Origin of the sequence: Sediminibacillus massiliensis (assembly GCF_900156915.1) — a bacterium.
Classification (GTDB): Bacteria; Bacillota; Bacilli; order Bacillales; family Amphibacillaceae; genus Sediminibacillus_A; species Sediminibacillus_A massiliensis.
Genome location: NZ_LT732535.1, coordinates 1,470,545 through 1,496,137 on the forward strand (window position 1 = coordinate 1,470,545; position 25,593 = coordinate 1,496,137).

General features: G+C 43.5%; 25 protein-coding genes. 11 read left to right on the forward strand and 14 right to left on the reverse strand.

Features of this window, described 5'->3' with window-relative positions; all coding sequences use genetic code 11:
* Nucleotides 1-35: 35 nt before the first annotated feature.
* Nucleotides 36-1,577 (reverse strand): BCCT family transporter, encoded by a 1,542-nt coding sequence (locus tag CZ434_RS08215; RefSeq protein WP_077622682.1) that lies wholly within the window; start codon nucleotides 1,575-1,577, stop codon nucleotides 36-38.
* A 237-nt stretch (nucleotides 1,578-1,814) separates the two neighbouring features.
* On the reverse strand, nucleotides 1,815-2,630 hold the full coding sequence (locus CZ434_RS08220; protein ID WP_077625122.1) for a UTP--glucose-1-phosphate uridylyltransferase: 816 nt from the start codon (nucleotides 2,628-2,630) through the stop codon (nucleotides 1,815-1,817).
* A 182-nt stretch (nucleotides 2,631-2,812) separates the two neighbouring features.
* Between CZ434_RS08220 and CZ434_RS08225 the strand changes: the two genes are divergently transcribed.
* A complete protein-coding gene (locus CZ434_RS08225) occupies nucleotides 2,813-4,114 on the forward strand; it encodes a UDP-glucose dehydrogenase family protein (RefSeq protein WP_077622683.1) in 1,302 nt (433 codons plus the stop codon).
* A 92-nt stretch (nucleotides 4,115-4,206) separates the two neighbouring features.
* Here CZ434_RS08225 and CZ434_RS08230 read toward each other — a convergent pair whose 3' ends face one another.
* Nucleotides 4,207-4,707 (reverse strand): GNAT family N-acetyltransferase, encoded by a 501-nt coding sequence (locus tag CZ434_RS08230; protein WP_077622684.1) that lies wholly within the window; start codon nucleotides 4,705-4,707, stop codon nucleotides 4,207-4,209.
* A gap of 15 nt (nucleotides 4,708-4,722) precedes the next feature.
* Complete coding sequence (locus CZ434_RS08235) at nucleotides 4,723-5,769, reverse strand: glutathione S-transferase family protein (protein ID WP_077622685.1); 1,047 nt, start codon at nucleotides 5,767-5,769, stop codon at nucleotides 4,723-4,725.
* 203 nt (nucleotides 5,770-5,972) lie between these two features.
* Here CZ434_RS08235 and CZ434_RS08240 point away from each other — a divergent pair, with 203 nt between their 5' ends.
* Nucleotides 5,973-7,202, forward strand: coding sequence for a Bcr/CflA family efflux MFS transporter (locus tag CZ434_RS08240; protein WP_077622686.1), 1,230 nt, complete (start codon nucleotides 5,973-5,975; stop codon nucleotides 7,200-7,202).
* A gap of 73 nt (nucleotides 7,203-7,275) precedes the next feature.
* Here the strand turns inward: CZ434_RS08240 and CZ434_RS08245 are convergent, their stop codons facing one another.
* Nucleotides 7,276-7,740: a hypothetical protein gene (locus CZ434_RS08245; protein WP_143262123.1), complete on the reverse strand. Its 465-nt coding sequence runs from the start codon at nucleotides 7,738-7,740 to the stop codon at nucleotides 7,276-7,278.
* A 284-nt stretch (nucleotides 7,741-8,024) separates the two neighbouring features.
* On the opposite strand from CZ434_RS08245, the gene CZ434_RS08250 reads away from it, so the two are divergent.
* The 3 genes from CZ434_RS08250 to CZ434_RS08260 all read left to right on the forward strand — a co-directional run bounded on the left by CZ434_RS08250 (nucleotide 8,025) and on the right by CZ434_RS08260 (nucleotide 9,465).
* Nucleotides 8,025-8,435 (forward strand): RrF2 family transcriptional regulator, encoded by a 411-nt coding sequence (locus tag CZ434_RS08250; protein ID WP_077622688.1) that lies wholly within the window; start codon nucleotides 8,025-8,027, stop codon nucleotides 8,433-8,435.
* Between the two features lie 136 nt (nucleotides 8,436-8,571).
* Nucleotides 8,572-9,054, forward strand: a complete 483-nt coding sequence (locus CZ434_RS08255; RefSeq protein WP_077622689.1) for a Crp/Fnr family transcriptional regulator — start codon at nucleotides 8,572-8,574, stop codon at nucleotides 9,052-9,054.
* A 33-nt stretch (nucleotides 9,055-9,087) separates the two neighbouring features.
* Nucleotides 9,088-9,465 carry an IDEAL domain-containing protein gene (locus CZ434_RS08260; RefSeq protein WP_077622690.1) on the forward strand — a complete coding sequence of 126 codons (378 nt, stop codon included), beginning with the start codon at nucleotides 9,088-9,090 and terminating at the stop codon, nucleotides 9,463-9,465.
* A 115-nt stretch (nucleotides 9,466-9,580) separates the two neighbouring features.
* On the opposite strand, the gene CZ434_RS08265 is transcribed toward CZ434_RS08260, so the two are convergent.
* From CZ434_RS08265 to CZ434_RS08275, 3 genes are all read right to left on the reverse strand, one after another.
* Nucleotides 9,581-10,249 (reverse strand): peptidylprolyl isomerase, encoded by a 669-nt coding sequence (locus CZ434_RS08265; RefSeq protein ID WP_077622691.1) that lies wholly within the window; start codon nucleotides 10,247-10,249, stop codon nucleotides 9,581-9,583.
* Between the two features lie 49 nt (nucleotides 10,250-10,298).
* Nucleotides 10,299-11,717: a hypothetical protein gene (locus CZ434_RS08270; protein WP_077622692.1), complete on the reverse strand. Its 1,419-nt coding sequence runs from the start codon at nucleotides 11,715-11,717 to the stop codon at nucleotides 10,299-10,301.
* Nucleotides 11,718-11,846: 129 nt separating this feature from the next.
* Nucleotides 11,847-12,824, reverse strand: coding sequence for an aldo/keto reductase (locus CZ434_RS08275; RefSeq protein ID WP_077622693.1), 978 nt, complete (start codon nucleotides 12,822-12,824; stop codon nucleotides 11,847-11,849).
* 223 nt (nucleotides 12,825-13,047) lie between these two features.
* On the opposite strand from CZ434_RS08275, the gene CZ434_RS08280 reads away from it, so the two are divergent.
* Nucleotides 13,048-13,689, forward strand: coding sequence for an HAD family hydrolase (locus tag CZ434_RS08280; RefSeq protein ID WP_077622694.1), 642 nt, complete (start codon nucleotides 13,048-13,050; stop codon nucleotides 13,687-13,689).
* Between the two features lie 70 nt (nucleotides 13,690-13,759).
* On the opposite strand, the gene CZ434_RS08285 is transcribed toward CZ434_RS08280, so the two are convergent.
* On the reverse strand, nucleotides 13,760-15,286 hold the full coding sequence (locus tag CZ434_RS08285) for a sensor histidine kinase (protein WP_077622695.1): 1,527 nt from the start codon (nucleotides 15,284-15,286) through the stop codon (nucleotides 13,760-13,762).
* Entirely contained in the window at nucleotides 15,264-15,953 is a 690-nt protein-coding gene (locus CZ434_RS08290) for a response regulator transcription factor (RefSeq protein WP_077622696.1), read from the reverse strand. The genes CZ434_RS08285 and CZ434_RS08290 overlap by 23 nt, the downstream gene beginning before the upstream one ends.
* Nucleotides 15,954-16,039: 86 nt before the next feature.
* Here CZ434_RS08290 and CZ434_RS22065 point away from each other — a divergent pair, with 86 nt between their 5' ends.
* Nucleotides 16,040-16,180 (forward strand): hypothetical protein, encoded by a 141-nt coding sequence (locus CZ434_RS22065; RefSeq protein WP_179107212.1) that lies wholly within the window; start codon nucleotides 16,040-16,042, stop codon nucleotides 16,178-16,180.
* Nucleotides 16,181-16,192: 12 nt separating this feature from the next.
* Here CZ434_RS22065 and CZ434_RS08295 read toward each other — a convergent pair whose 3' ends face one another.
* Nucleotides 16,193-16,504 (reverse strand): YrhK family protein, encoded by a 312-nt coding sequence (locus tag CZ434_RS08295; protein WP_095742908.1) that lies wholly within the window; start codon nucleotides 16,502-16,504, stop codon nucleotides 16,193-16,195.
* A 310-nt stretch (nucleotides 16,505-16,814) separates the two neighbouring features.
* On the opposite strand from CZ434_RS08295, the gene CZ434_RS08300 reads away from it, so the two are divergent.
* The 3 genes from CZ434_RS08300 to CZ434_RS08310 all read left to right on the forward strand — a co-directional run bounded on the left by CZ434_RS08300 (nucleotide 16,815) and on the right by CZ434_RS08310 (nucleotide 19,833).
* Nucleotides 16,815-17,279 (forward strand): hypothetical protein, encoded by a 465-nt coding sequence (locus CZ434_RS08300; RefSeq protein ID WP_077622698.1) that lies wholly within the window; start codon nucleotides 16,815-16,817, stop codon nucleotides 17,277-17,279.
* 158 nt (nucleotides 17,280-17,437) lie between these two features.
* Nucleotides 17,438-18,496 carry an N-acetylmuramoyl-L-alanine amidase family protein gene (locus tag CZ434_RS08305; protein ID WP_077622699.1) on the forward strand — a complete coding sequence of 353 codons (1,059 nt, stop codon included), beginning with the start codon at nucleotides 17,438-17,440 and terminating at the stop codon, nucleotides 18,494-18,496.
* Nucleotides 18,497-18,606: 110 nt separating this feature from the next.
* Nucleotides 18,607-19,833, forward strand: a complete 1,227-nt coding sequence (locus tag CZ434_RS08310) for an MFS transporter (protein ID WP_077622700.1) — start codon at nucleotides 18,607-18,609, stop codon at nucleotides 19,831-19,833.
* 89 nt (nucleotides 19,834-19,922) lie between these two features.
* Here the strand turns inward: CZ434_RS08310 and CZ434_RS08315 are convergent, their stop codons facing one another.
* Both CZ434_RS08315 and CZ434_RS08320 read right to left on the reverse strand, forming a co-directional pair.
* Nucleotides 19,923-20,189: a DUF3006 domain-containing protein gene (locus tag CZ434_RS08315; protein ID WP_077622701.1), complete on the reverse strand. Its 267-nt coding sequence runs from the start codon at nucleotides 20,187-20,189 to the stop codon at nucleotides 19,923-19,925.
* A gap of 2 nt (nucleotides 20,190-20,191) precedes the next feature.
* Entirely contained in the window at nucleotides 20,192-21,478 is a 1,287-nt protein-coding gene (locus CZ434_RS08320) for an MBL fold metallo-hydrolase (protein ID WP_245830945.1), read from the reverse strand.
* Nucleotides 21,479-21,657: 179 nt separating this feature from the next.
* Between CZ434_RS08320 and CZ434_RS08325 the strand changes: the two genes are divergently transcribed.
* A complete protein-coding gene (locus CZ434_RS08325) occupies nucleotides 21,658-23,898 on the forward strand; it encodes a UvrD-helicase domain-containing protein (RefSeq protein WP_077622702.1) in 2,241 nt (746 codons plus the stop codon).
* Between the two features lie 104 nt (nucleotides 23,899-24,002).
* On the opposite strand, the gene gntK is transcribed toward CZ434_RS08325, so the two are convergent.
* Nucleotides 24,003-25,544, reverse strand: coding sequence for a gluconokinase (gntK, locus tag CZ434_RS08330; RefSeq protein ID WP_077622703.1), 1,542 nt, complete (start codon nucleotides 25,542-25,544; stop codon nucleotides 24,003-24,005).
* Nucleotides 25,545-25,593 lie beyond the last annotated feature (49 nt).

The following is a 25,593-nucleotide window of genomic DNA, read 5'->3' on the forward strand; positions in this document are numbered from 1 at the left end:
AACTACAGGAGAAAATAAGTCCTCCCATAGTTCTTCTATTTTTTGTTCAATTCCTTGCTGATCCTCTTGAATCTCTTTATGTCAGCCTTCCGGATTGGCAACGGTTCTTCTGCCAATAGTTTGATAATCGCGACCATCAGCAACAATAAGATAATGGTGAATGGCAAAGCAGCAATTAAGGAAGCAGTCTGCAGCGCCTGCAAACCACCGGCAAACAGCAGAACACCGGCAATTGCCGACATGAGGATACCCCATACAAACTTGGCATACTTTGGTGGATGAATACTGCCATAAGAAGTCATGCTGCCCAAGATATAGGTCGCAGAATCGGCAGAAGTGACAAGAAATGTAAAAATGAGCAGAATGGATAAAATCGACATGAACATTGTCAGAGGAAGGTTATCAAACAATGCAAATAATGCTGTCGTAACATCTCCATTTACTGCTTCGGCAATGGCAGTTCCCTGATTCAAGTCATACCATAACGCCGTTCCTCCGAAACCAGCAATCCATAAACATGCAATGAGCGGAGGGATAACCATTACGCCAAGTATGTACTGGCGTATCGTCCTGCCTCTTGATACCCTGGCCACAAAAGCCCCCACATATGGCGACCAGGCAATGGCCCAAGCCCAGTAGAATATCGTCCAGTCGCGTACCCAAGTCCCTTCTTTATATGGCTGCATACGGAAACTGTATTGAACGAAATTAGCGAAATAATCTCCAATTCCTAAAGTAAATGTCTCCAAAATGAACACTGTCGGACCGAACAAAAAGACAAATACCAGCAGTCCCAATGCCAGACCGAGATTCAAGTTGCTCAAATAGCGGATACCTTTGTCAAGGCCTGTTGCGGAAGACAACATATAGGCAACCAATAGAATAACGATAATAACAATTTGAACAAAACCTGAATTCCCGATTCCCAGAACAGAATTTAATCCCCCATTCATTTGGAGGACGCCAAGCCCTAAGGAAGTCGCAATTCCCATGACTGTGGCAATCACGGCAAGGGAGTCAATGATTCCCTTTACAACAGGCTTTTTGCCTACCACAGGCTCGAGAGCTGTGGAAATAAGCCCGTTCTTTTCCTTTCTAAACTGGAGAAAGCCGACAACGAGCCCGACGATGGCAAATACTGACCACTGACTGACACCCCAGTGAAAAAAAGCATAACCCATGGCTACTCTGGCGGCTTCTTCTGTTTGTCCTTCCATACCTTGAAAAGGTGTTGAGAAAAAATGGCTCATCGGTTCTGCGACTCCCCAGAATACAAGTCCTACTCCAAATCCGGCCGAGAAGAGCATTCCCACCCAGGTGAAAAAAGGAAACTCAGGCCGTTCTTGTTCGCCTCCCAGCCGGATTGCTCCATATTTGCTGACAGCAAGACCAACCAGGAAAATGATCAAAATAAACACCCCGAACAAATACAACCAGCCAAAGTTGATGGCAGTAAAATCGAACAATCTACTGGCGATTTCTCCAAACTGTTCTGGCATGGCCGCCCCTGTTATCACTAATAAAGAAATGATCACTGCCGACACGGTAAATACAGGGTTTTTCCATATGTTCTTCATTGTCTGCCCTCCTTTATTTCACAATCGCTTTTCTATTCTTTCCTAACAACACATCCTTATGAGCCGTTTGACTTCAATCCCATAAAAAAACACCTTTTTTGTAAAGGTGTCTAATTGGACGATAAACTTTTTGATCGTTACATCAGTAATCAGTAATGATTGTCTTCTCTGCTCACGGTTTTGGTATTTTGTTCTCCTCGGTCAGACTCCAGAACATTAACCTTTATCCCCAGTAAGTCAGCTTTTTTGCCCATTTTGGTACATATATTCGTTTAATGCCAAATATTCTTCGAATGAGCCGATGTCAAAACGTTTGCCTTCGATTACTTTTCCAAAGCATGGTTGATCCTTAATCAACATCCGGATGGCGTCTGTCAGTTGTATTTCTCCGCCGGCACCCGGCTTAACTTGCTCTAGATAAGAAAAGATGTCCGGGTTCAAGAGATACCGGCCGATCACCGCCATTCGGGAAGGTGGGTCTTTCAACGGTTTTTCTACAATATCCATGATTTTATAAAGACTCTCTTCTTTTTGTTCCGCTTTGACAACCCCGTATTTGTGTAGTCGTTCCAGCGGAATCTCCTTCAATGCCAATACATTGCCTTTGTGTTTGTTCCTAATCTCTACTAGTTGGGAAAGCCCCGAGGTTTTCCCGTTGACGATTATATCATCCGGAAGCAGTATGGCAAACGGATCATTTCCCGCGAACGACTTCCCTAACAGCACTGCATCACCGAGCCCTCTCGCATATGGCTGTCGAACATAGTGAATGTTTACAGCGGGCGGTTCCTGTTCATCCAATAAATGTGATTTATTGACTTTTTTCAAATGACTTTCCAGCTCCACAGATCTGTCAAAATAGTCGATAATCACATTTTTCCGCCTTGAAACGATGATTAATATTTCTTCTATTCCGGCCTCGACCGCCTCTTCCACTACAATTTGTATGGCGGGTTTATTCCAGACAGGAAACATTTCCTTGGGGACTGCTTTCGTTATCGGCAGACTTCTTGTTCCATAGCCAGCTGCCGGGATAATCGCCTTCTTGACCACAGAAATCACCCCGCTTTCTCCTTTTATTATTAAGATATTGTAAATTTTTTGTTATGTAACGGCCCTCGGGAAAAATGGTTTGTTTTCTCAATTTGGATGTTTTTGTGCGGCTATAGGAGACAAATGCACACAACGATTAATAAATTATTAGAAGATACTCTAAGACAGAAAGGGTTCTTACTATGAATATTTCCATCATTGGCATTGGCTACGTCGGATTGACGACGGCAGCTTTTTTATCTTCGCTGGGACATAAGGTATTCTGTGTCGACAAGGACAGCAAGAAAATCACTCAATTACTAAAAGGAAAGATGCCTGTTTACGAACCGGGATTGGAAGAACTCATCCATAAAAACAGAAGGCAGTTGATTTTCACGACAAATCTCGATAGAGCGGCAAAGGAAAGCTCTGCCGTCTTTATTACAGTCGGAACGCCGTCTAAAGAGGATGGAAGCACAGACCTCTCTTATATTTATTCCGTCGTAGACGAATTGGCAGGTTTGATTAACAAGGAAACGTTAATTATTGTGAAGAGCACAGTCCCTCCGGGAACAACCCATGAAGTGAAAAATCGTTTTGCCGAGAACGGAATATCTCCAGAGAAAATCCGAGTGGCAGCAAATCCGGAATTCCTGCGTGAAGGGTCTGCTGTAAATGACATGTTCCATCCAGACCGCACTATCATCGGATTGGAACCAGATGACTCCCGTTCCTTGGCTGAAATGAAAGATGTTTATAAGGAGTACGAGGACACTTTTCTCGTAACAAGTATTCCTGGAGCAGAATTAATCAAGTATGCTTCAAACGCTTTTCTCGCGGCCAAGATTTCGTTTATCAACGAAATAGCCAGGATTTGCGATCATTATGACGTGGATATTATGGATGTAGCGACAGGAATGGGAAAAGACGAGCGGATCGGCGGACGATTTTTACATGCCGGGCTGGGTTATGGCGGTTCTTGTTTTCCGAAAGATGTCAGCTCGCTCTGCCATCTTGCAATCAAACACAACGGCAGTTCACCGATTTTGGAAGCTGTTCAACAAATAAACCAGTCACAAGTCGATTACTTTATCGATAAAATTCAGGCACGATTTCCGAAAGCAGCCAATACCTCCTTGACCGTTTGGGGAATCGCCTTCAAACCTAACACGGATGACATCCGGTTTTCACAGGCTGTTAGTCTTATTCAGAAACTGGCAGAAAAAGGGTACAAAGTTAAATGTTACGACCCGGTAGCCAAGCTTCCTGACATCCCCGAAAATGTAAGCGTTTTGGATAATAAGGAGACAGCTGTTAGAAATTCCGATGGATTGATCATTGCTACAGACTGGGATGAATTCAAAAACCTGGATTTAGGAAGGATTTCCAGAATAATGAAGGGAAATGTAGTCTTCGATGCCCGAAATTGCGTAGATCCCGCCAAAGTCTTACAAACAGGGATGGATTATATCGGCATCGGACGAAGATTAGAAAGAAAGGACTGACCAAAGTAATCCATCGTTGCATGAACATTGGAGCTTTAGGTCATTTCAGACACAGAAAGACCGGTCCATTGATAGGGCCGGTCTTTCTGTGTCTATATTTTCAACCGGAAAGCTTTCACGACTATCCCGTCATCTGCCGGTTCGAAATCATATTCGGGCACTCTTTCAAAACCTAGCCTTTCATACAAGCTGATGGCTTCTGTCATGAAGGAACCGGTATGGAGTCCGATCGAATGGAAGCCTTTCTGCTTAGCCCTCCTGATACATTCCTTGATCAATGCTGTGGCGACACCTTTCCCCCTTGCTTGGGGAGAAACAGCGAGTACTCGTATTTCCGGATAGGCGATTTCCTCGACATAGCCATCATATGCATTGGCATTAGCAGGAAACAAAGCGACACTTCCGGCAATATCATTATCCAATTCGGCTACGATAAGTTCGACCCCGGCACCTTTGTCTGCGTCTGAAGTAATCGCCTGCTTCAAAGCCTGCCAGTGTTCTTTGTTGACCTTCAGCGTATGATCCTCATATGCTTTCACTCTTTGTTCCCGTATAACGGCCAGTTCTGCGGGCCTGGCATCACGTATTTTCATTTCTATTCGCTCTCCCTACTCTTTCACTAAAAATTTCCCTTCCCTGCTGCTTAGATGCTCCCGTTCATGCGGTAAATCCCAACCTGATAAATCCGGCCCTTTCGGAAGGATTTTCGCTTCGGATTTATCAGGATTAATGGTAATCGACAGGTGATAATGACGCTTGATTGCATCAAAGTCTGTCGTGTCGCCAAAACCTGGTGTCTGAAATAAATCGCGTGCATAAGCCCACAAATTCGGAAACTCGCGGATTAAGTTGCGGTTGGTCAGAAACGAGGTATAATAGGCTGCATCGAAACGTACCAGCGTGGTAAATAAGCGGACATCGACATCGGTTATGAAATCTCCAAGCAAAAACCTTTGCCCCGACAACCGGTACTCCAGTTCATCCAATTTGGCAAACAGTTTATCATAAGCCAGTTCATATGCTTCTTGAGAGGCAGCAAATCCACACTTATATACCCCGTTATTGATATCATGAAAAATTTCATCACTTAACGAATTGATTTGCTCTCTCAAATAAGCTGGATATAAATTAGGAGCTTTGTCTTTATGAAATGATGCCCACGCTGTCTCCAGATAATGCGTCAAGCGGAAATAATCATTGTTGACCGCTTCTTGCGTGTGTAAATCGACCATTACAGGGACAGTCGGCCGTCCTGTGTAGTCCGGATCGGTCTTCCTGTAAATCTCGCTCAGGTAGCGGATGCCGAGGACAGGGTCGGCTCCATCATCATCCAAAGAAAATTCCCAGTCGACCCGGTCTATTCTGGGCCGGAGCGGACTGACTGTACCTAGACTGATCACACCATCCAACCCGAGGACGCTTCTGACAATTACCGCTCTGTGTGCCCATGGACATGCTGCCGACCATAACAAACGATAGCGTCCCCCTTCAACCGGCAGCTCGCCTTCCGCTTCACCAAATGGAGTGGTAAATCGATTTGTCTGTCGTTTAAAGGAACCGTCATTGTCAACCTCCGCTGGTTTTCCCTCTATCGAACGCTTACCGGCTTCCGTTTCCTGCTCAAATGGACAGCTTGCAGATTGTTCCTTTTCCATCCCAAGCTCACACCCTTTCTTTTTTATGTAAGAATATGTGTAAACACTCTTCAATATTAGTTCTTATTCTACTATACCAAACTACCGGGTGAAAAATATTACTCAGTCCATCTTAATGGACAGGCAGGGCCATTCTGCCGTACACTTACTATATTTATAGATTAGAATACTAGAAAGTGTTGACAGGAAAGGTGTTTTAGAGCATGCAGCAAAATCCAACAGGAAAAGAAAGAATGGGGCTGGCTTTATTTCTCGGTACATTGGTCATGATGGGACCCCTGAATATCGATATGTATTTACCAAGCTTTCCCGACATTGCGAAAGATCTTGGGACCAATGCTTCACTTGTACAGCTCAGTTTAACAACATGTCTGATCGGACTGGCTTTAGGTCAGGTTATCGTCGGTCCGTTGAGTGATGCCCACGGAAGACGCAAGCCACTAATGATTGGCATATTATTATTTGCCGTATCCTCCTTGATTTGTGCGTTCGCCCCTAATATCACGGTCTTGATTTTGGGCAGGTTTCTGCAAGGACTTACAGCTTCTGCCGGTGTCGTCTTGTCGCGGGCGATTGTCCGGGATGTATTCACTGGACGTGAACTCACCAAGTTTTTCGCATTATTGATGATGATCATGGCGGCGGCGCCGATGATTGCTCCGATGGCGGGTGGTGCGATTCTCCTTCTTCCATTCGCAAGCTGGCATACGATTTTCTTTTTCTTAAGCTTTGTCGGACTTTTGATCGTATTGAATGCGGCTCTCCGTATGAAGGAAACATTACCACCTGAAAAGCGGATCCCAAGCACGATTGGTGATTCAGTCCGGACAATGGGAAGCTTGTTGAAGGACAGGTCGTTTGTCGGTTATGCATTAATCGTCGGGTTTATCCATGGCGGAAGTTTTGCATATGTTTCCGGAACGCCATTTGTTTATCAGGAAATATATGGAGTATCTCCGCAGGTTTTCAGCATTTTGTTTGGAATAAATGGGCTGGCGATCATGACAGGTAGCTCGATTATCGGAAGACTCGGCGAAAAATACCATGAAAGAAATCTATTACGGGCAGCAGTCATTATTTCTGTCAGTGCCACCACATTACTGTTGATCATGACTCTTATTAAAGGCCCGCTCGCATCGCTGGTCATCCTGATTTTCATTTATATGACCACGATTGGAATGATAGTAACCAGCAGTTTTACATTGGCGATGGAGCATCAGGGACACCGGGCCGGAAGTGCTAGTGCAGTACTAGGACTCCTGCCGCTCTTGCTTGGTTCCATTGTATCTCCACTGATCGGCATCGATGAAACGACTGCTGTGCCGATGGGTGCCGCATTATGCATAACTTCCTTTATCGGTTTCACGGCATTTTTCACTTTAACAAAAGAAAAACAACCACATACACAAGTAAAGACCGATCCATCGAGTTGATGGTTCGGTCTTTTTATAGAATATATTGACCAAAGAGTCATCCTGTAAAACAAGACTCAGAAATACCATCTAGTCAATCCGCTTGTTCAAAAAGGGATTCAATTGTTTGTAAATGATCTGTGCTGCTGACTATTTCATAATTGTTTAGACATTTTTCATCAAGGTCAAAGAGCACTTTTTTCGTAAGTATATGGTTCTCCTCTATCTCATTAGCAGCCAATATTTCTACTGAAAATTCTTTGTAATAGGGTTCCATATCAGGTCTCTTCTTAAGCTCTATTTTCTCAAAGTCACCCATCAACTTTGTGATCGTACCTTCTTCTTCCACTGTGATGGATTCTTCCCTCTCTGGTAGTTCACCTGAAAGATCATAAGCAGTGAGAACTATTTTTTCTACAGAATCAATTCCAGGAATGTCGTTAGAATAAACCTTCTGAAAGGTAGTGTACTGCAACTGTTTGAAAACTAATACAGCTCCGACAAAGATGACAATCATAACGAAAGCCAGTATCTTTTTCTTCTCAATAAATAAGTTCAAAAAAAATGCCAGTAAAAGGATTAAAACGCCGAACAAGAATAAGCCAATGAAATCAATGATGATTATCCCTCCCGGACGAGATAAGTGCTGACAAACCCAGATTAATTTCCAAATACTTCTAATGTTATTTTACCATATTTCTTCTTGTATGCTAGAAACGATTTAACATCTTCTACAGCTTGCTTACCTTGACATTTAATACTGTAACATTTAAGATTACATTTAGTATCGATCAGGTACACTATTATAGATTCCTGTTAACAGTTCACCAGGAGGCCATGACAATGAATAGTAATTTCACCTTAGCCGTGCACAGCTTAACACTATTATCCTTAATGCCTGACCGGATGTCTTCAAGTGACGCTATCGCCGAAAGTGCTTGCGTGCACCCTGTCCGGATTAGAAAAGTATTAAGTTTACTACGTAAAAACGGTATCATAACATCCAAAGAAGGAACTGGCGGCGGGTTCATATTTGCCATAGATCCAGGAGAAGTAAACCTTTGGGAGATATATAAAATTACAGCGGAAGGCTCCTTACAGCCAAAATGTCCGGATGTAAACGAGCAATGCCTTGTCGGGGCCAATATGAAAAACGTCTTGCTTTCCATTTTTTCGGATGCCGAAACCCATTTGGGAGAATTTCTTTCCAAATACAGCATCGAGGATGTAGTCGCAAATGTAAAACAAACGTGAACCGAGTCTATTTCATTGACGAAAGCTTTTTGAGAATGTAGTATGACTAATTACAGATGAAACCTTCTCATCAAAAGGTTTTTCATTTTAGTTAAATTGTAACAAAAAAAGTTACAGATAAAGGAGGGCGTTCCTTGTGACAATCCTTACATTAGAACAGAACACTACAAGCCTGAGCAAGTACGGACAAGACGGGCAAAAAAGGAAAGGTGAAATCCTTTATGCCTCAAACAGACCGGAAAATGCAGTATTTTATTTAAAAGAGGGTCTCGTAAGGTTAGTCAATTCAGATAACTGTATGGTCAAGATCATCAGCCCTGGTGAATTTTTCGGGGACCGATCTATCTATTATTCTGAAAAAATATATGCGGAAGCTCTCTCTACCATTAAATTTACACGTATAGACGAAAACAATTTTGATTTATTGAGAAAAAATAATGCCAAATTAACGACAGAGATTATGACCAGTCTATCCAGGCATTCGATGTATTTACAAAGGAAGCAAAGCCTTTTGACACTGGCGAAAGAATCCTATTTGCAAATAAAAAAAGGCAACTCTCTTAAGTTGCTGTTTAACGGTAAGCGTAATAAAGATTCTGCGTGTATGTGCTGCAGCTAGCATGATCAATTATTCTACAAAGGTGGTGCAAGTATGGAAACAAATTATAATCCCATTCTACAAGTTGGAGACTGGGTCAAAACGAAAACAAAGAACGGGGAATTGGTTCATGGATATTTGGAGAATTTCCAGGCCTTTAATTCGAAGGTAGAATTGAAAGTAGTAGTCAGCGACAATGAAAAACTAATCGGGAATTCAATTAAAACAGAGCCGAAAAACGTCAAAAAAATAAGCACTCACTTTGAACACACGGAGAAACAGTTGGAAGACTTGATCGATTTGGCACTATTGACGAAAGATCGTGAATGGTTCAACGACTTATCAGCAGAGATAAACAGGCGCAAACAGAAAACTGCCCCCAAATCCGACGTTGGTTCCAACGGATTTGAAAAACCGAATGTTAGAAGGTAAAGTTTAGGCCCTTTACCTCCTGTGATATAAATGAAGCTCCCTTCTGAGAATGGGAGCTTCTTTGTTTTGTTTGTAGAAACAATGTCTGAAATAGATGCCGATGCTTACACTATTACTATTCCGTCTTTTTCGGTTCTGGATAATCGTATCCCTTTGTATCGACTGTCACTTGCTTTATTTGTTGGCCGTTCAATGGTTTGTCATTATTATCACGTTCGGCACTTACTATCTCATCCACCGTTTCCATTCCTTCGGTGACTCGGCCAAACGCAGCATATTGTTCGTCCAAATGCGGAGCATCTTCGACTACAATGAAAAACTGGGACCCAGCTGAATCCGGTTGTTGGGATCTTGCCATGGAGACAACACCCCGCTCATGCTTGACGTTATTTTCAAATCCGTTCGCGGAAAACTCACCTGGAATCTGGTAACCGGGACCGCCCATCCCAGTCCCCTCCGGATCGCCACCCTGAATCATGAATCCAGGGATTACTCGGTGAAAGATTAACCCATCATAAAAACCGTCTTCTACCAGAGAGATGAAGTTGGCGACTGTGTTGGGAGCAGCTTCCGGAAGCAGTTCGATCATGATTTCTTCCCCGTCTTCCATGGTTATTGTCACCTCAGGGTTCTCTTCTGCTTCTGGGTAATCGACCTGTTGATTTGACTGATTGTCAGAATCCTCGGCCGGCTGCTCTTCTGTTTCGGTTGAACCGCAAGCCGCTGCCAGTAATAGGATAAATAGACCTGCAGCTACCAACTGTATTTTGCTTACTAATTTCATATGGACCCTCCTTCGAATTTTTAAAACTGTACACTCTTTCCGGTCCCTGTTATTGGTAGATAAAATACCACATGAATTGTATATAAGCCTGGACGATAAAGTAAAAGGTTACCGCGTAACCGATATTAAACTGGAAACCGTTCTTCAGAATGCTCAATTTATTCGTGGCACTCAAGACAATGACCGGCAGAATGACCGGAGATAACAGCACGGAAATCACACTACCTGAAGTCATCGACAACACGACAAGTTCCGGCGGGTACGGCAAGTTGACATGTTGAAGAATCCCGGCAACCAATACGATCACGGTCAACGGTCCAAGACCCAGGAACCCTAATACGATGGCCGTAAACGGCAATATTGCCAGGAAATTCAAAAACGGGACAGACTGCTCCATATAGAAGAGCCCGTCCACCATGTAGTTTCCTATCCCTGACTGATTGACGGAAAAAATCAATACACCTGCAGACAGCATTAAGCTGAACTGCTGGGACTTGAACCGCATCTCCTTAACCACATAATTTTTCGAGAGGGACAGGAACTGTCTGGATTTTTTTTTGATTAAAAAATATCCATATGTCCACAGCAGGATCGTTGGTGGAATAACAAGCAGCAGTCCCCATCCAAACATAATATGTACGATGAAAATTGTACTGAACAAGGACAGGAACAATACCGCAAATTCCAGAACAAGCCGCTTCCCCTCCCGAGGATTCACGGTATTATCCACCAGTCTGTCCATCTCTTCCTTTATCCCCGCACTGAAATCGACCCCATATTTACTCTCTTGCCTTGATGCAAACAACACCGCTAGCAGGATTCCAGCCACGGATACCAAAAAGCCTTGTACAATCGTCCAACCCAATGGCGCACCTAAATGATCGACAGCAAAAGCGAAACTCGGAATGCTGATCACCCAAAGCGTCGTCAATGCAAACGACCGCAGCAACGCTGTCCCTTTGAAATACTCCCATGCTTCACTTGTTTTTCCCTTCAGGAAGTCATTGATGAATTGATACATCATCGGAATCGATCCGAATAACAGGAAGTAGGCAATGATTTGGTTGACCATCATAAGCCCGAAGTAAAATCTTTTACTTGTGTTCAAAAGGCCGCGTGCAGCATTCATAATGCCGTCAATATAAGGCTCTTCTTTTAAAATCCAACCGATGACAGGAACAATCAATAATAAAGCGATCAGTTCCCTCATTTGAATGATTCCTTCCAGCAAAAAAGCTGTAACAGACCCTCCAGAAATAACCAGTATCATGCCTGCAGAGCATAATAAAAATAGCGGCACAAGGAACGCCCGGAAAGGTAAGTAGACTGCCGCAAATAACAAGGCGGTAATTCCGGCAATAGACAGAATCAGTTTGCCAGTGTCTGTCGGGAATAAATTAGTGAAATAGTGCATGAAAACATAGATACATAAAGACACCGTAAACACGGTTGCAGAAATTTGTTTCATGAGAAGTCTCCTTCATACTAGCTGTACGGATACCTCCTATTTTACATGATAATATATCAGGCACAGAAAATACCGCTCAATAAATGCAATGACTTTTTTAGGATGGAGAATGCGGGGATCGCTTTCAGCTTACTTCCTAAAAAAGTCCCCAGTTTCCAAGAAGCGCACCTCTTCCCGTGACAACTCCAGCCCGCCGGCCTGCATGCTGCTTTCCAGCTGATCGATCGTCCTTGAACCGATGACCGGGAACGTCTGGATGGATTGAGCGATCATCCAGGCTAGCGACAAAGTAGTCAAGGAAACCGAATGCTCCTCCGTTAATTGTTTCAGCCTCTTGTATTTCGTTTGATTATCATCGTGATCATACACTGCTTTAACTGCCTCGTTCATCTTCTTCCCTTGTCGGTCCAGTTTTTCAAAATAGCCTTTTGCTTGTGAGGAGTATGGAATTGCAGCCAAACCGGTTTCCTGATGCAGCTTGAATGTTTCCTCGTCCATCGGAACAAGAAGCCTGTCCTCTATCGCTTCAGGATCAGGGGCAGCAAAGCTCCACATCATCTGATTGCCTGTAAAGCCTTGCAACCCTTCCTTTTCCGCAAAGTCAACCGCTTCTTTGATTCGCGACACCCGCCAGTTGGAACATCCGAAATAACGAATTTTACCCTGTTTGACAAACTCGTTTAAATATTGAATGATTTCCGGAACCGGAATTCGTTCGTCATCACGATGCAGCCAATACAAATCAATATGGGAAGTATTCAAAGAAGAAAGGCTTTCATTTAAGTCTTTTTCTACTTCCGCTTTGGATAATCGAGGTGTATTCATGGCATTCAAATCGGGATGGCCGCCTTTTGTGGCCAGAATGATTTCTTGTCTGTTCTTCCTTGCGGCCATCCATTTACCGATTATCTGTTCACTCGTATTATGACCGCCCGGCAGCCATTTTCCATACACATTCGCTGTATCGACAAAATTGCCGCCAAGTGATACATATTTATCCAGCAGTCGGAAACACCCTTCGATATCATCCAGTGAAGTAATCGAACCACCGCCCATACTAAGTACAGAGGCATACAAATCAGTTTCAGCGATATTTTCATACCTCATATAACGAGCACTCTCCTTTTTTGGTTATAAAAGTTCTTTACCCTTTTTTCAGCAAATATGCAGCCGATGATCGCATTTAAGATATAAACCGGCTTGTCCCTTCTAACTTGCCATACTTCTATAACTTCCATTATAAAGGAAATACTAAGGACAGACTTTTTAAATTTTCCAATCAGGGTAAAGAAAAGTAATAACAATGATCAACAGGAAAGGAAGGGAACTTATGAAGGCAATCGTTTTTGACTTCGATGGTACTATTGCCAATACATTACCGATCAATTTCCATGGGTTTCACGAAGTGTTCAAAAAATATGACGGAAAAGATTTATCAGATGAAGAAATAAAGGAAATGTTCGGCCCGCCTGAACACGAGTTGATAGAAAAAAACCTGGAAAGCGATCAATTGGATCAAGCCGTCGCCCTCTACTATAAAGAATACGAAGAAAACCATGACAAGCTTGTCCAAAAGAACGAAGAAATCAACCGAATGCTCTCCGAATTAAAAGAACGTGGAATCAAATTAGGGATTGTGACAGGAAAGTCACGAAAGAGTTTTGAAATGTCATTGGATAAGCTCGATTTAAAGCAATACTTCGACGTACTGATCACAGGAGATGATGTAACCGAAGACAAACCGGATCCGGAAGGTGTCGAAAAAGCTTTGTCAAAATTAGGAGTTCGACCAGAAGATGCCATGTACATCGGTGACAGTGACGCTGACGTGGAAGCCGGGGCAAGGGCGCACACCAAAACCGCCGCTGTTAAATGGCTGCCGGAATATCAGTCTTCCGAATACTCGACTGAGCCGAATGTAATTTTTGAACAAACAGACGAATTGTTCGTCTATTTGAAAAGAAATGAATAGAAAAGCAGGCGTGTAGTCTAAGAAAAGATTGCACGCCTGTTTTAAGCATTCTTTCGCGCCAGTGTATTCATCATGTGCTGATGTCTTGTCGTTGATTGTCCAACTCGATCGTCACCTTAAACAAGTCACCATCCACCTGAATTTCTAATATTCCACCGTGCAGATCGATAATCGATTTGGCGATAGCCAGTCCGAGTCCTGATCCCTCTGTATGCCGGGACTCATCTCCACGTTTAAACCGCTCGAACAGCTCATCGATATTTTCGCTGAGTTCATATTCCGAAATATTTTTAAAGGTAATTATTACTCGTCCCTGCTCCCGCTTGATAATGATAAATGCCCTGGTATTCGGCAGAGAATATTTGAGCATGTTCCCAATCAGATTTTCAAAAACACGCCATAGCTTCTGGCCGTCTACCAACGCATACACCGGTTCATCAGGCTTGAGAACACGAAACTGAAGGGATGATTCCTGAATAGCTTCGTTGTATTCAGCCAGCGCCTGCTGCAGGAGCTGGACAATATCCACTTTATCTTTCGTCAATTCCATATTTCCGCTGGCCATTTTTGATGCTTCAAACAAATCATCAATCAATACTTTCAGACGCTGTGACTTGCGGTCTATAATCCCGACGTAGGATTGCCGATCTTCCTCAGACAATTCCGGCTTCTTCAACAGTTCCGTGTATGTCATGATCGAAGTCAATGGCGTACGGAGATCATGACTAACATTTGTGATCAATTCTGTCTTTAACCGCTCACTTTTTGCCTGGGCCTGTTGGGAAGTTCTGAACCCGTGTTTCATTTTGTTAATGTCTTCAGCGAGTTTGGCCAACACTGACTTCCCCTTCACTTTCAAATCTGGTTCAGCATCTCCGTTTGCAACTGCATTTGTTGCCATGACAATCCTGTTAAAGTACCCAATTCTCCGGACAAGAAGGAAAAGGAGTGGTAATTTAACCAGCAAGAAACCAGGGATCAGTATAATGATTAATTCAGGCACGACCAGAACCAATCCCGTGCCAACCCCGAAACAAAAGAGCATTGCCAAGCTAAAGAAAACCTGCGTGCCAACCCTTCTATTTAAAAACATATCACTTATGGCCTTTAAAAATCGGGCGGACAAACCTCTTTTCAAATCTGCTTGAAAACTTGTGTAATCACGCATCCTCTTGAATAAATATATTCCTTGAACAAGGCTAAGCCCGCACCAGATTGTTATATGGACAAAATGATAAATCATTCCCTGCATTTTCTCCACAAGCCCATAGTAATAAATGAAGAAATTTTGAGTGTAGATTTGCAGGCTTATGAACAGGGTTGACAGGAAAACAAAAATAGCCAGATCTAATGGAATTTTCTTGTATAAATGAAGCCATTTGTCCGGGGCAATCCGAGTGAAAAAATCATTTCTTTTCCCTAGGATAATACCGAAGATCAGGGCGAACACCGCTCCGACAGTGTAAATCCAAAACAAACTGTTCTGATTTCTATAATCATGGACATCAAACCATGCCGTTATAACTCCGCTGAAACCGTAAGCAAACAACACAAGCCACGAAAGCAGCTCTATTCTATTTTTCCATTTTGTATCCAATTCCCCATACCACCTTTAAATACCTTGGATTTTTCGGATCGATCTCTATCTTCTCCCTGATTTTACGAATATGTACGGCCACTGTGTTTTCTGCATTGTAGGATGGTTCGTTCCACACCCGCTCGTAAATTTCCGAGATGGAGAAAACCCGGCCAGGATGAGTCATTAATAACTCCGCAATTCTGTATTCAATCGGCGTTAATTTGACCGCTTCGCCATTTGCCGCCACTTCCTTCGCCTCCTGGTCCAATGTCAGCCCGTTCAAATCGATTTGCTTGTTTCCTTCATAATTTCCAAAGGAAACATATCTTCTAAGCTGTGATTTAACTCTGGCGATCAATTCCAAGGGATTGAATGGCTTTGTCACATAATCATCCGCTCCTACCTGAAGCCCCAGAATCTTATCTGTATCTTCACTTTTGGCGCTCAACATAATGATCGGGATATCCTTTTGTTCTCTGATTTTGAATGTAGAAGCAATCCCATCCAGCTTCGGCATCATGATGTCCAGAATGATCAGATGGATCTCATGATGATCAAGAATGTCGATTGCCTCCAGTCCATCTTGTGCTTTCAGTACTCGCACCCCTTCATTTTTCAAGTAGATTTCAATCGCATCGCGAATTTCCTTGTCATCATCCACTACTAATACGACATTGCTTTCCAATTTTACAGACCTCCTTTCCAAAGCAGTTGAAATGCTGCGTGTTTTCTAGTATAGGCGGGAATTCTTAATATAAAGGCAGGAAAAATATGAAGAATTTCTTAAGTTTTGCACATGGCAAGAAAAAAGACAGGTACCAAGATAAACTCATTGGGCCTGCCCGAATCAACTATATAACAGGAAAGACAGCATGTCGATACATACTGCCTTTTTCCGTTTCCATTCAATAAAGGATTCCGTTCCTATTTCAAAGAGAGCTTCTCATCCTCACTGTTCTGGTAACTGTGTCTACCCTTCCATTCATTCGAAACTGCTGTGTTATACTTAATGCTTTGCAAAGATCGGCTCGCAAGGATAAGACTGCCTAATAAGTATAGAATTTTCCCATAGCCTTCCATCGCTTCTGCAAAGTTCAATATACTACCCGCCACAAAGAATAGCCCAATTAATAGGTCGTTGATCAAGGTTGTTATCTTGCATTGTTTGCTGAAAATCAGTCGAAAGCACCCTACTTTGATGTCTTGTCTGTCTCCCTCCGCCTTCTTAACGGCCATTTCACTTCCTCCTTTACTCGTCGAATCAATCTTTCGCATAGCAGGGATTAACGGTGTTACGGATGCAATTGATGGCTATCCTTCATGCAAGTGTAAAATCTGTTAAATCGGCGATAACCGATTTTTCCTTCAGAAAAACTTCAAATTATTCACGTCACAAGAAATTTATTTTCCGGTAACATTTTTGTCACCTAACAACCACTCATGTCATTCGTTTGTCAAACATGATATTCATTTTCCATTCTTTGTATAGAAAGATAATGGAAGGGGAAGGTAAGAGCGACTAATTAATGGAAGGTGTTGAAATTATATGAAACAGCTGTTCTGGGTTGCACTGTTGGTTTTCGGTGCCATGTTATACTTCTCTAATCCCGAAGAAGAGCAACAGACAAAGAAAGATATGAAACAAGAACAGGAAATCAATTCCGAGGAAGTTTCTGCGGTTCAGCCCGTAAGTGAAGATGAACAAGCCGAACTTGTTGCCAGTGTAGAGGATGTCCTGACCGTGATGGAGGAATTGAAAAGAACGGTCCTTCAGAAACAGGATGCGGTGGAGGAAATAAACAAGATAGGCAAGAAGCTTGCAGATACCTGGGATCATATTGAAAAGAAAGTGGAAGAACGATACCCAGACGACTATAAAAACATCGAGGAAAGTCTTTACCCATTAATTGCTTATGCCCAAAACGAAAAACCTGACTTTGAAAAAATGAGCGAAGTTTTTGAACAGACGGAAAAAAAGTTGAAAGAATTCAAAGAAAAAATCTCCTCATGAGCACTTAAATAGACCCGCTTCCAAATTGGGAAGTGGGTCTATTACTGGTCCAAAGTGACTATTTTCTCCAAAACATTCGAATTAGTTAGTTTACTAGAGTGCAAGAATGGGTAACATGTTAAAGTCGATTTAAAAAAACACAGGAGAGGAGATGCTCAATGAAATTTATTAACTATCTTGGGTCAGCTTTAGTATTCCTTCTCATTTTAATGGGAACAACAAATCTCGCCCAGGCATCAAGTAATGAGGTGTATACGGTAGATGCTTCCAATTTACTTGTTCGGGATGCCCCTGCAGGTGATGCGGAAGTGCTTGGACATCTTCATGACGGTGACCAAGTAACTGTTTTCGACGTGGAGAACGGCTGGGCACAAACCTATTATGATAATCAGGTTGCTTATGTAGCATTTCATTATTTATATTCCTCCGATACAGAAATTCAAACCTCTTTAAAGCAAGAAGTGACTGTAAAGGAGAACGGTGTCAGGGTAAGAACGGGACCTGGAACAGACCATACAATAACCACCTACACAAATGAAGGAGATTCCTTTGAAGTAGTAGAAACGAAGAATAATTGGCACAAGCTTGAAACAGAAGACGGTGAAACTGGCTGGGTGGCTTCCTGGCTTACTGATTCAAAATCATCCGAACAAAAGCGTAAAAGCCAGTCTGTAGGAATCCTGGATGGATACACAATCATTCTTGATCCTGGACACGGAGGAAAAGACCCAGGCGCAATCAGCTTTGATAATACATATGAGAAAGACCTGACGCTTTCTACCGCTAAACAGGTGGAAGCAAATTTGGAAGATAAAGGCGCGAATGTGATAATGACTCGCGATAGTGACTCTTACTTATCATTAAATGACAGGGTAGCATTAAGCAACGATCAAAATCCTGATGCCTTCATCAGTTTTCACTTTAATTCCTTTCCGATCAGCACTGTCGGCGGCATTCATACCTTTTACCATAATAGTAATGACCGGGAATTCGCAAAATCACTTCAGTCTGGAATAGCCGGCAATGTCAGCTTGGAAGACAAAGGCATCCAGCAGGCGCAATACCGGGTCCTAAGGAAGAACGACAACTTATCGGCATTGGTGGAGCTTGGTTTCCTTTCCAATCCGAACGATTTATCCGTCATCCGGTCGGAATCCTATAATGACCAAGTTGCAGCCGGCATTACAGAAGGTGTAGTCAATTATTTTGCTGAATGAATCTTATAGCAGCTGTCCTGAAAAGGGCAGCTGTTTCTTAATGTCTTGCATTTTGGGAGAAAAAGCCTCTACAATGGGATGGCTTGAGATTTTCCGGAGGAACTACAAACATGAAGGAACTTTTTAAAAATCGAAACTTTTTTCTGCTTTTCCTTGGCAGAATTATTACCAATATGGGTGATAGTCTGTACACTGTTGCTGTCATGTGGCTTGTGTATGATTTAAGCGGTTCAGCCTTTTACAGCGGGCTGGCTGGCTTTTTGGTGATGGCTCCTGCTGTTTTGCAATTTTTGACCGGCCCTCTTATCGATCGCTGGCCTCTAAAAAAGACACTGGTAAACACGCAGGTCGCACAGGGGCTGCTTGTCCTGCTTATCCCTGTTGCTTACTACTTGAACATCCTTTCCGTCCCATTGTTGCTTGTCATCATGCCGCTGGTTTCGATGTTGAACCAATTTGTTTATCCGGCCCAAAACGCAGCACTTCCAGCCATTCTGCCGAAAGAACAATTGATCAAAGGAAATTCGGCGTTTTCATTTGCTTATCAAGGTGTCGATTTAGTTTTCAATGCCTTGGCAGGAATAATCATTGCAATAGTGGGCGCGGCTGTCTTGTTTTTGATTGACTCGGTCACTTTTGCTATCACTGCGGTCATTTTTCTGTTGCTCAAAATGCCAGAAAGCAGCAAGGATGATGACCCTTCTCTCAAACCAGTCCTAGGATATTGGCAGGAATTGACGGAAGGAGTACAATTCGTAACCAGGTCTCTCTTGGCAAAAATATTCACCGGGATGATTGTCGCAAACTTTGCAATCGGCGCAACCCTGGCCGTACTCCCTGTTTATGCGGATGAAAACGGGGGACCGGAATTGTATGGTTTCTATCTGGCAGCCTTGTCATTCGGTTCATTGACCGGAGCTTTGGCCGCCCCTTTCCTTGAAAAATTTCGTCTGGGAAGGCTGATTATTGTCTCCTTCGCGGTTGGAGGCTCGCTGTGGCTTTGTTCCATAAATTTACCTTGGGCATATGCTGGCGCGATTTTGTTCGGAATAGCTTGGATACCTGTCGGAGCCTGCAATGTGATCATTGCAGCTGCAATACAGCGCATCGTTCCGACTCATCTGTTGGCCAGGGTTTTTTCCGTCATGGCCAGTGTCGGGGCCAGTGCGGCACCTTTAGGATCATTATTGGGAGGAACGATTGCTTCCGTGACTAGTGGAGCAACCGTATTCAATGTTGCGGCCGGCGGTTTTTTATTTTTGTCAGCCTATTACGCACTGACAACCAGACTGCGAACACTCCCGGCCGCACCAGAACTCGACGAAAGCCACCTGTAACACGGTAACCAGCCCACACAAGCAGAGGTCCGCCCGGCTTCCGTTCTCCATAAACAGGCACTCCCGCCAAAATGCGGGAGTGCCTGTTTTCATCCTTTTCTTTTAAACCTACTCCCTTTGCTTTTGGACCGCAGTTCCTTTAACAGGTTGTCTGCCGCTCCTTGCCTTGAGGCCGTTTTTTCCTGATCCAGCTTAATGGATGTCACATGCTTACCATCCATCTCGATTTCAAACCAAGAATCCTCTTTGCTGCCGGATGGAAGTTTTTCTACCGGGACTACGATTTCTTTATTTTCTTTCTCGATTAAAATCACTGCATGCTGCTCATCCTCTATTCGGTCAAGCACACCTTTCATTTTCACCCTCCTATGCAAGCAATTTCTTCAGCTTTGATATCCGCCATTCTCACCGGTCCGATTCCGTCAATACGTGACAGGTCATCCACAGAGTCGTATGGTCTCAAATCGATCAAATCTTCCGCACGGGCAGGACCGATATGAATGATTTCCTGTAAATCCTCCGAAGATGCATTATTGATGTCAACGCATTGCCCTGAGGTAGCCTCTTCTGTTTGCTGTTCCGATTCTCCGTTTTCAGGTTCTGAACTTCCCGGGGATATATTTCCGTCTTTCTTGGTTGTTACTTGATATTCTTCCCCATTTGTTTCGACAATCACCGTCCCGTGAATATCTGTTCCATATAATTTCGCACCAAGCTTTCCTATCCGCTGGATCACCTCCGAAGCAGGATGCCCGTACGGATTATCTGCACCAGCACTGTAGACGGCCACTTCCGGTGTGACAGCTTTCAGAAAAGCTTTACTGGTCGATGTATCTGACCCATGATGCCCCAATTGAAGAATATCTGCATCCAGGTCGGTACCACTCTCTATCATCTCTCGTTCTTGCTCCGTTTCTGCATCACCCGTAAAAATAAATTCGGTTTCCCCATAAGACAGCTTGAGGGAAATCGATTCCTGGTTGGTTTTGCCTGTGATCGTGTCCGGATATAACACATTAATTTCCAGAGGGCCAATGTCATACACATCACCAGCTCTTGGTTCTTCATACGCTGCGCCAGAAGATTCGATTGCTTCTATAAGCCTAGTGAAAGTATCTGATGTACTTGTGTTACCGGAAAGCCAAACCTCCTCCACTTCAAATTGATTGATGACTTGGTCCATTTGGCCGATGTGGTCCGCATCAGGATGTGTACCGATGACAATGTCCAACTTTTCCACATTTTGATCGTGCAAATATTGGACGACATCGTCACTATTCCAATTGCCTGCATCAATTAAGATACGGTATGACCCAAACTCCAATAAGGAAGCATCGGCCTGCCCCACATCTATGTAGTGGACTCGGAGCTTGTCGTCAGGATCGTCATGGAGATTTTCTTCTGAATTAGATTCCTCGTCTGCAGCCCGCTCTTCCTGGGTTCCCGATTGGTCGTCTGCAGACCGGGAAGCCGTTTCTTCCATGCCGTCTTTTTCCTCATCCTCTTCTCCTGCGTTTCGGGTGGAATCCGATTCCTCCTGTATCGTCGCGTTTTCTTTAGTAGCCGTTTCGTTGTCTGTTTGCTGTGTCCCGCAACCGCTGATGAGCAGAAACATGGTGAACAACAGCAAAAGTTGTTTTTTCACGTCGATTCACTCCTTATATTTAAATTTTAACATACAGAAATGATCGACAATCAGTGTTTCCGTTTCTATTTATTTCATTTGCTACGAAAAGAATGTGGATTGGATATTGTATCTGTCCTATCTATTCGATAAAATAAAGTTTTGATAACTTCACAGATTACGTACTGAAGGTGAAAGATTTGAGCAATCAACCGACTTTTTATTCCTATCCATTAGGTTCAAAAAACAAGAAAATCAGCGAAGCAGCTTTTGCAGGTGATAAAACTAGTGTGGAACTGGTATCAGATCATGACAGCGATGCCCCTTTCTTTCGGTCATTGGAGCAAAATGGAATTCATTTAAACCAGCCGCAAATTGAAGCTGTCCGTCATTATGAGGGGCCTGCCCTCGTCCTGGCGGGCGCAGGCAGCGGGAAAACGCGGGTGCTCACATCGAGAACCGGGTACTTGATTTCCATGAAAAAAGTAGATCCAAAGAAGATGATGCTTGTCACGTTCACGAAAAAAGCTGCAGATGAAATGAAGCAACGTCTGCAAACACTGCCAGGTATCGACCGCCGACAAGTAGACTCTATAACGATTGGAACCTTTCATTCTATTTTTTTCCGTTTGCTGCGGAGCAAGGGGTTCAACCAAAGGGTATTGAGCAGCGAGAATCGCAAGCAGCTCGCCATCAAGCTGATTCTGAAAAAGAAAAGTCTTCAGGACACATATGAACCGGAGACACTGCTTGCCATCCTTTCTTCTTATAAAAACAATATGCAAAACGTGCATGACATGCCAGAAAAGACAAAGGTAGAAAAAGAGATTAAAGATATTCTCCGTCAATATGAGCAATGGAAACAGGAAAACAATTTCATCGATTTTGATGATATGCTGCTGGAAACTTTCTATCTGCTAATCAACCAGCCGAAACTTCTGCAAGCCATGCAGAACAGGTTTGCATATATTCTTTGTGACGAGTGGCAGGACACCAATCCTATTCAATTCGAGTTGATTAAAATGATAGCCAAACCAGATAATAATCTGTTCGTGGTCGGGGATGACGACCAGACCATATACACATTCAACGGGGCCGATAGTTCAATCATTTTAAACTTTGAAAAGCTATATCCGGATGCCAGTGTCATTACGCTCGATATCAATTACCGCTCCACTTCGAGCATTCTCGGAATCGCCAACCAGGTCATTCAATATAACGAGCATCGCCACCATAAGCAACTGAGAGCAACCAAGGCAAGTCCGGAAAATCCTTACTATCTTCGTCCCCCAACGACGGATGAGGAAGCAATCGCCATCTTGGACAAAATCGAGACAGAGGTTCAAAATGGCACCCGAAATTACAGCGATTTCGCCATTTTACACAGGACCAACAGCAGCGCCAGGGCAATTTTTGATCAGCTGGTCATGAAGGGCATTCCTTTTCTTTCGTACACAAAAGGAGAATCCTTCTATGAACAGGGACTTGTCAAACCGGTCATCGATTATTTACGCATCGCAATAGAGCCCGGCAATCTGGAAGCAATCCAGTCGATCCTTCCTACCCTTTATTTGAACAGGGAAAAAGCGATGTATCATATTGAAGCGGAACAACTGATCAATCCAAGCGAACGTCCGTTGAAACACTTGATTAAAATGCGCGGGTTGAAAGATTTTCAGAAAAAGCAGATTGAAGAGAGAATTAACATGATTAAGGACATAAAAGACAGGAAACCGGTAAAAGCAGTGAAAAAGATCCGCCAGTTTTACGATAAATTCCTGGAAGCGGATGAACGGCATACGCTTACCCTTCATAAAGAAATGCTGCTGGAGAGCCTTTCCGAAATAGAAGCGTCTGCAGCCAAATTCCAGTCCGTTTCAGACTTCGTGGCCTTCATTGATGAAGTAGTCGAGAAAAACAAAGAAATGGAAACAATCAGAAGGACGCCGAATGCCAATGCTGTTTCATTAATGACGATTCATCGTGCTAAAGGGCTGGAATTCCCCGTTGTATTTCTGACTGGTGCATCGGAAGGTATTCTCCCACACAGTTCTGCATTGGAAGCTTCCGACCGGAAAGATATCATATCGGAAAATAAAGGCAGGGAAAAAATCCAGGCAGCCATTGAAGAAGAACGCCGGCTGGCATATGTCGCAATTACAAGGGCACAAAGTGAGTTGTATATCTGTTCGCCTTCCTACTATCGAGGAGAGCAGGCGGAAGTATCCCGATTCATTCTTGATCCCTTTCTACCGGAACAGGAACGTTCCAACAATTCATCGAACAAAAGAGAGAAGAAAACAACTATGCTCGTGTGGGATTGTACCAGCGACCAGTGTAAATGCTGGATGCGGATTGACTCTCGTACAGAAACCGGGCTTGATAGCAAGGAATGCCCGATGTGCAAAGGAGAAATGAAGCAAACTGCAAAAGAAGTATGATCTTGAGCGGTAAGGTGGATATTGATCAGCTCACCCACTGCATCTTTTTCAACTAATGAGCATTTGCATATAAAAAAAAACACGGCGATTGCCGTGTTTTTTCATTACTTGATATATTTATGCTGGAAGTTGACGATGGCATCGTAATCATCTTCAAACAACCTGCTCAAACGAAGGAAAATCGGTATCAATTCCACATACACTTTAACTTTTTCGGGATCAGGTGTATGGCTTTCAGTGGTGCCGACCATATCCTCGACTACGTTGAGGTCGTCAATTTCTCCCAGAGCGTATAATCCAAGGACAACCGCTCCAAGACACGAACTTTCCACGCTTTCCGGAATTTGCACTTCTTGATTGAACACATCAGAAAGCATTTGGCGCCATACAGGAGATTTACCGAAACCACCGGTCGCCTGGATTTTTTGCGGGATTCCGATTACTTCCTCCAATGCCAAGAGAACTGTATAGATGTTCATATTGATACCCTCGAGTACAGCCCGCATCATATGCTCCTTCTTATGATGCATACCAAGCCCGAAGAAAGATCCCCTTGCGTTGGCATTCCATAACGGGGCTCTTTCCCCTGCCAAGTATGGATGGAAAATCAATCCTTCTGCCCCAGGTTGTACTTGATCCATTTTTTCAGTCATCAAGTCATATGGGTCTACATTCAGTCTTTTGGCCTCTTCTACTTCTTCATGGCATATTTCATCTCGCAGCCAGCGCATGACCATACCGCCATTATTTACCGGGCCGCCGATCACCCAGTGATTTTCCGTCAATGCATAACAGAAAATTCTCCCTTTAGGATCTGTGACCGGTTTGTCAGTCACCGTTCGGATTGCTCCACTCGTCCCGATGGTAAGAGCCACAACACCGGGCTGGATGGCGTTAACTCCCAAATTAGACAAGACTCCGTCATTGGCACCGACGATGAATGGTACGTCTTTGCTTATACCCAAATCCGCAGCTGTTTCTTCAGGCAACCCTTTGATTTGATGAGTTGTCGGCACAAGCTTGGAAAGCTGGTCGCTCGTGATTCCAGCAGCCTCCAAAGCGCCTTGATCCCAATCGAGTTTTTCCAGATTCAGCATACCTGTTGCTGAAGCAATCGAATGATCGACAACATATTCATTGAACAGCTTGTAAAAAACATATTCTTTTATCGAAATGAATTTAGCGGCCTTTTCAAAAATATCCGGGTGCTCATTTTTCAGCCAGATAATCTTGGCAAGCGGCGACATCGGGTGGATCGGGGTTCCTGTCCGCAAATAAATTTCATGCCCGCTGCCATCCCGTTTCAGTTTTTTTGCATATGGTTCACTGCGCTGGTCTGCCCATGTTATGCTTTTTGTTAATGGATTACAGTCCTTGTCCACGGCAATCACGCTATGCATGGCTGCACTGAACGATACAAGCAGTAAATCATCCTGATCGATATCGCTCTGTTTAACGGCTTCACGAATGGATAAAATCACGGCCTCTAATATTATTTCCGTATCCTGCTCGGCAGCTCCTGGTACAGGAGTCTCCAACGGATATTCCACCGCATGCTGGCTGTGGATTTTCCCTTGCCTATTGAATAAGACTGCTTTTGTACTGGTTGTTCCTATATCTACTCCAAGCAAATAGTTCTTCATCATTACTCCTCCAAAACATAAAAGGTTTGGCCTCCACAGATAGAAAGCCTAT

Coding starts and splice junctions, on each gene's coding strand:
- CZ434_RS08215 (WP_077622682.1), bottom strand. CDS start 1,577: ATGAAGAACATATGGAAAAACCCTGTATTTACCGTGTCGGCAGTGATC.
- CZ434_RS22065 (WP_179107212.1), top strand. CDS start 16,040: ATGAAGAATTTCTTAAGTTTTGCACATGGCAAGAAAAAAGACAGGTAC.
- CZ434_RS08300 (WP_077622698.1), top strand. CDS start 16,815: ATGAAACAGCTGTTCTGGGTTGCACTGTTGGTTTTCGGTGCCATGTTA.
- CZ434_RS08230 (WP_077622684.1), bottom strand. CDS start 4,707: ATGAAAATACGTGATGCCAGGCCCGCAGAACTGGCCGTTATACGGGAA.
- CZ434_RS08260 (WP_077622690.1), top strand. CDS start 9,088: ATGGAAACAAATTATAATCCCATTCTACAAGTTGGAGACTGGGTCAAA.
- CZ434_RS08305 (WP_077622699.1), top strand. CDS start 17,438: ATGAAATTTATTAACTATCTTGGGTCAGCTTTAGTATTCCTTCTCATT.
- CZ434_RS08225 (WP_077622683.1), top strand. CDS start 2,813: ATGAATATTTCCATCATTGGCATTGGCTACGTCGGATTGACGACGGCA.
- CZ434_RS08280 (WP_077622694.1), top strand. CDS start 13,048: ATGAAGGCAATCGTTTTTGACTTCGATGGTACTATTGCCAATACATTA.
- CZ434_RS08235 (WP_077622685.1), bottom strand. CDS start 5,769: ATGGAAAAGGAACAATCTGCAAGCTGTCCATTTGAGCAGGAAACGGAA.
- CZ434_RS08265 (WP_077622691.1), bottom strand. CDS start 10,249: ATGAAATTAGTAAGCAAAATACAGTTGGTAGCTGCAGGTCTATTTATC.
- gntK (WP_077622703.1), bottom strand. CDS start 25,544: ATGATGAAGAACTATTTGCTTGGAGTAGATATAGGAACAACCAGTACA.
- CZ434_RS08240 (WP_077622686.1), top strand. CDS start 5,973: ATGCAGCAAAATCCAACAGGAAAAGAAAGAATGGGGCTGGCTTTATTT.
- CZ434_RS08315 (WP_077622701.1), bottom strand. CDS start 20,189: ATGAAAGGTGTGCTTGACCGAATAGAGGATGAGCAGCATGCAGTGATT.
- CZ434_RS08310 (WP_077622700.1), top strand. CDS start 18,607: ATGAAGGAACTTTTTAAAAATCGAAACTTTTTTCTGCTTTTCCTTGGC.
- CZ434_RS08270 (WP_077622692.1), bottom strand. CDS start 11,717: ATGAAACAAATTTCTGCAACCGTGTTTACGGTGTCTTTATGTATCTAT.
- CZ434_RS08250 (WP_077622688.1), top strand. CDS start 8,025: ATGAATAGTAATTTCACCTTAGCCGTGCACAGCTTAACACTATTATCC.
- CZ434_RS08275 (WP_077622693.1), bottom strand. CDS start 12,824: ATGAGGTATGAAAATATCGCTGAAACTGATTTGTATGCCTCTGTACTT.
- CZ434_RS08295 (WP_095742908.1), bottom strand. CDS start 16,504: ATGGCCGTTAAGAAGGCGGAGGGAGACAGACAAGACATCAAAGTAGGG.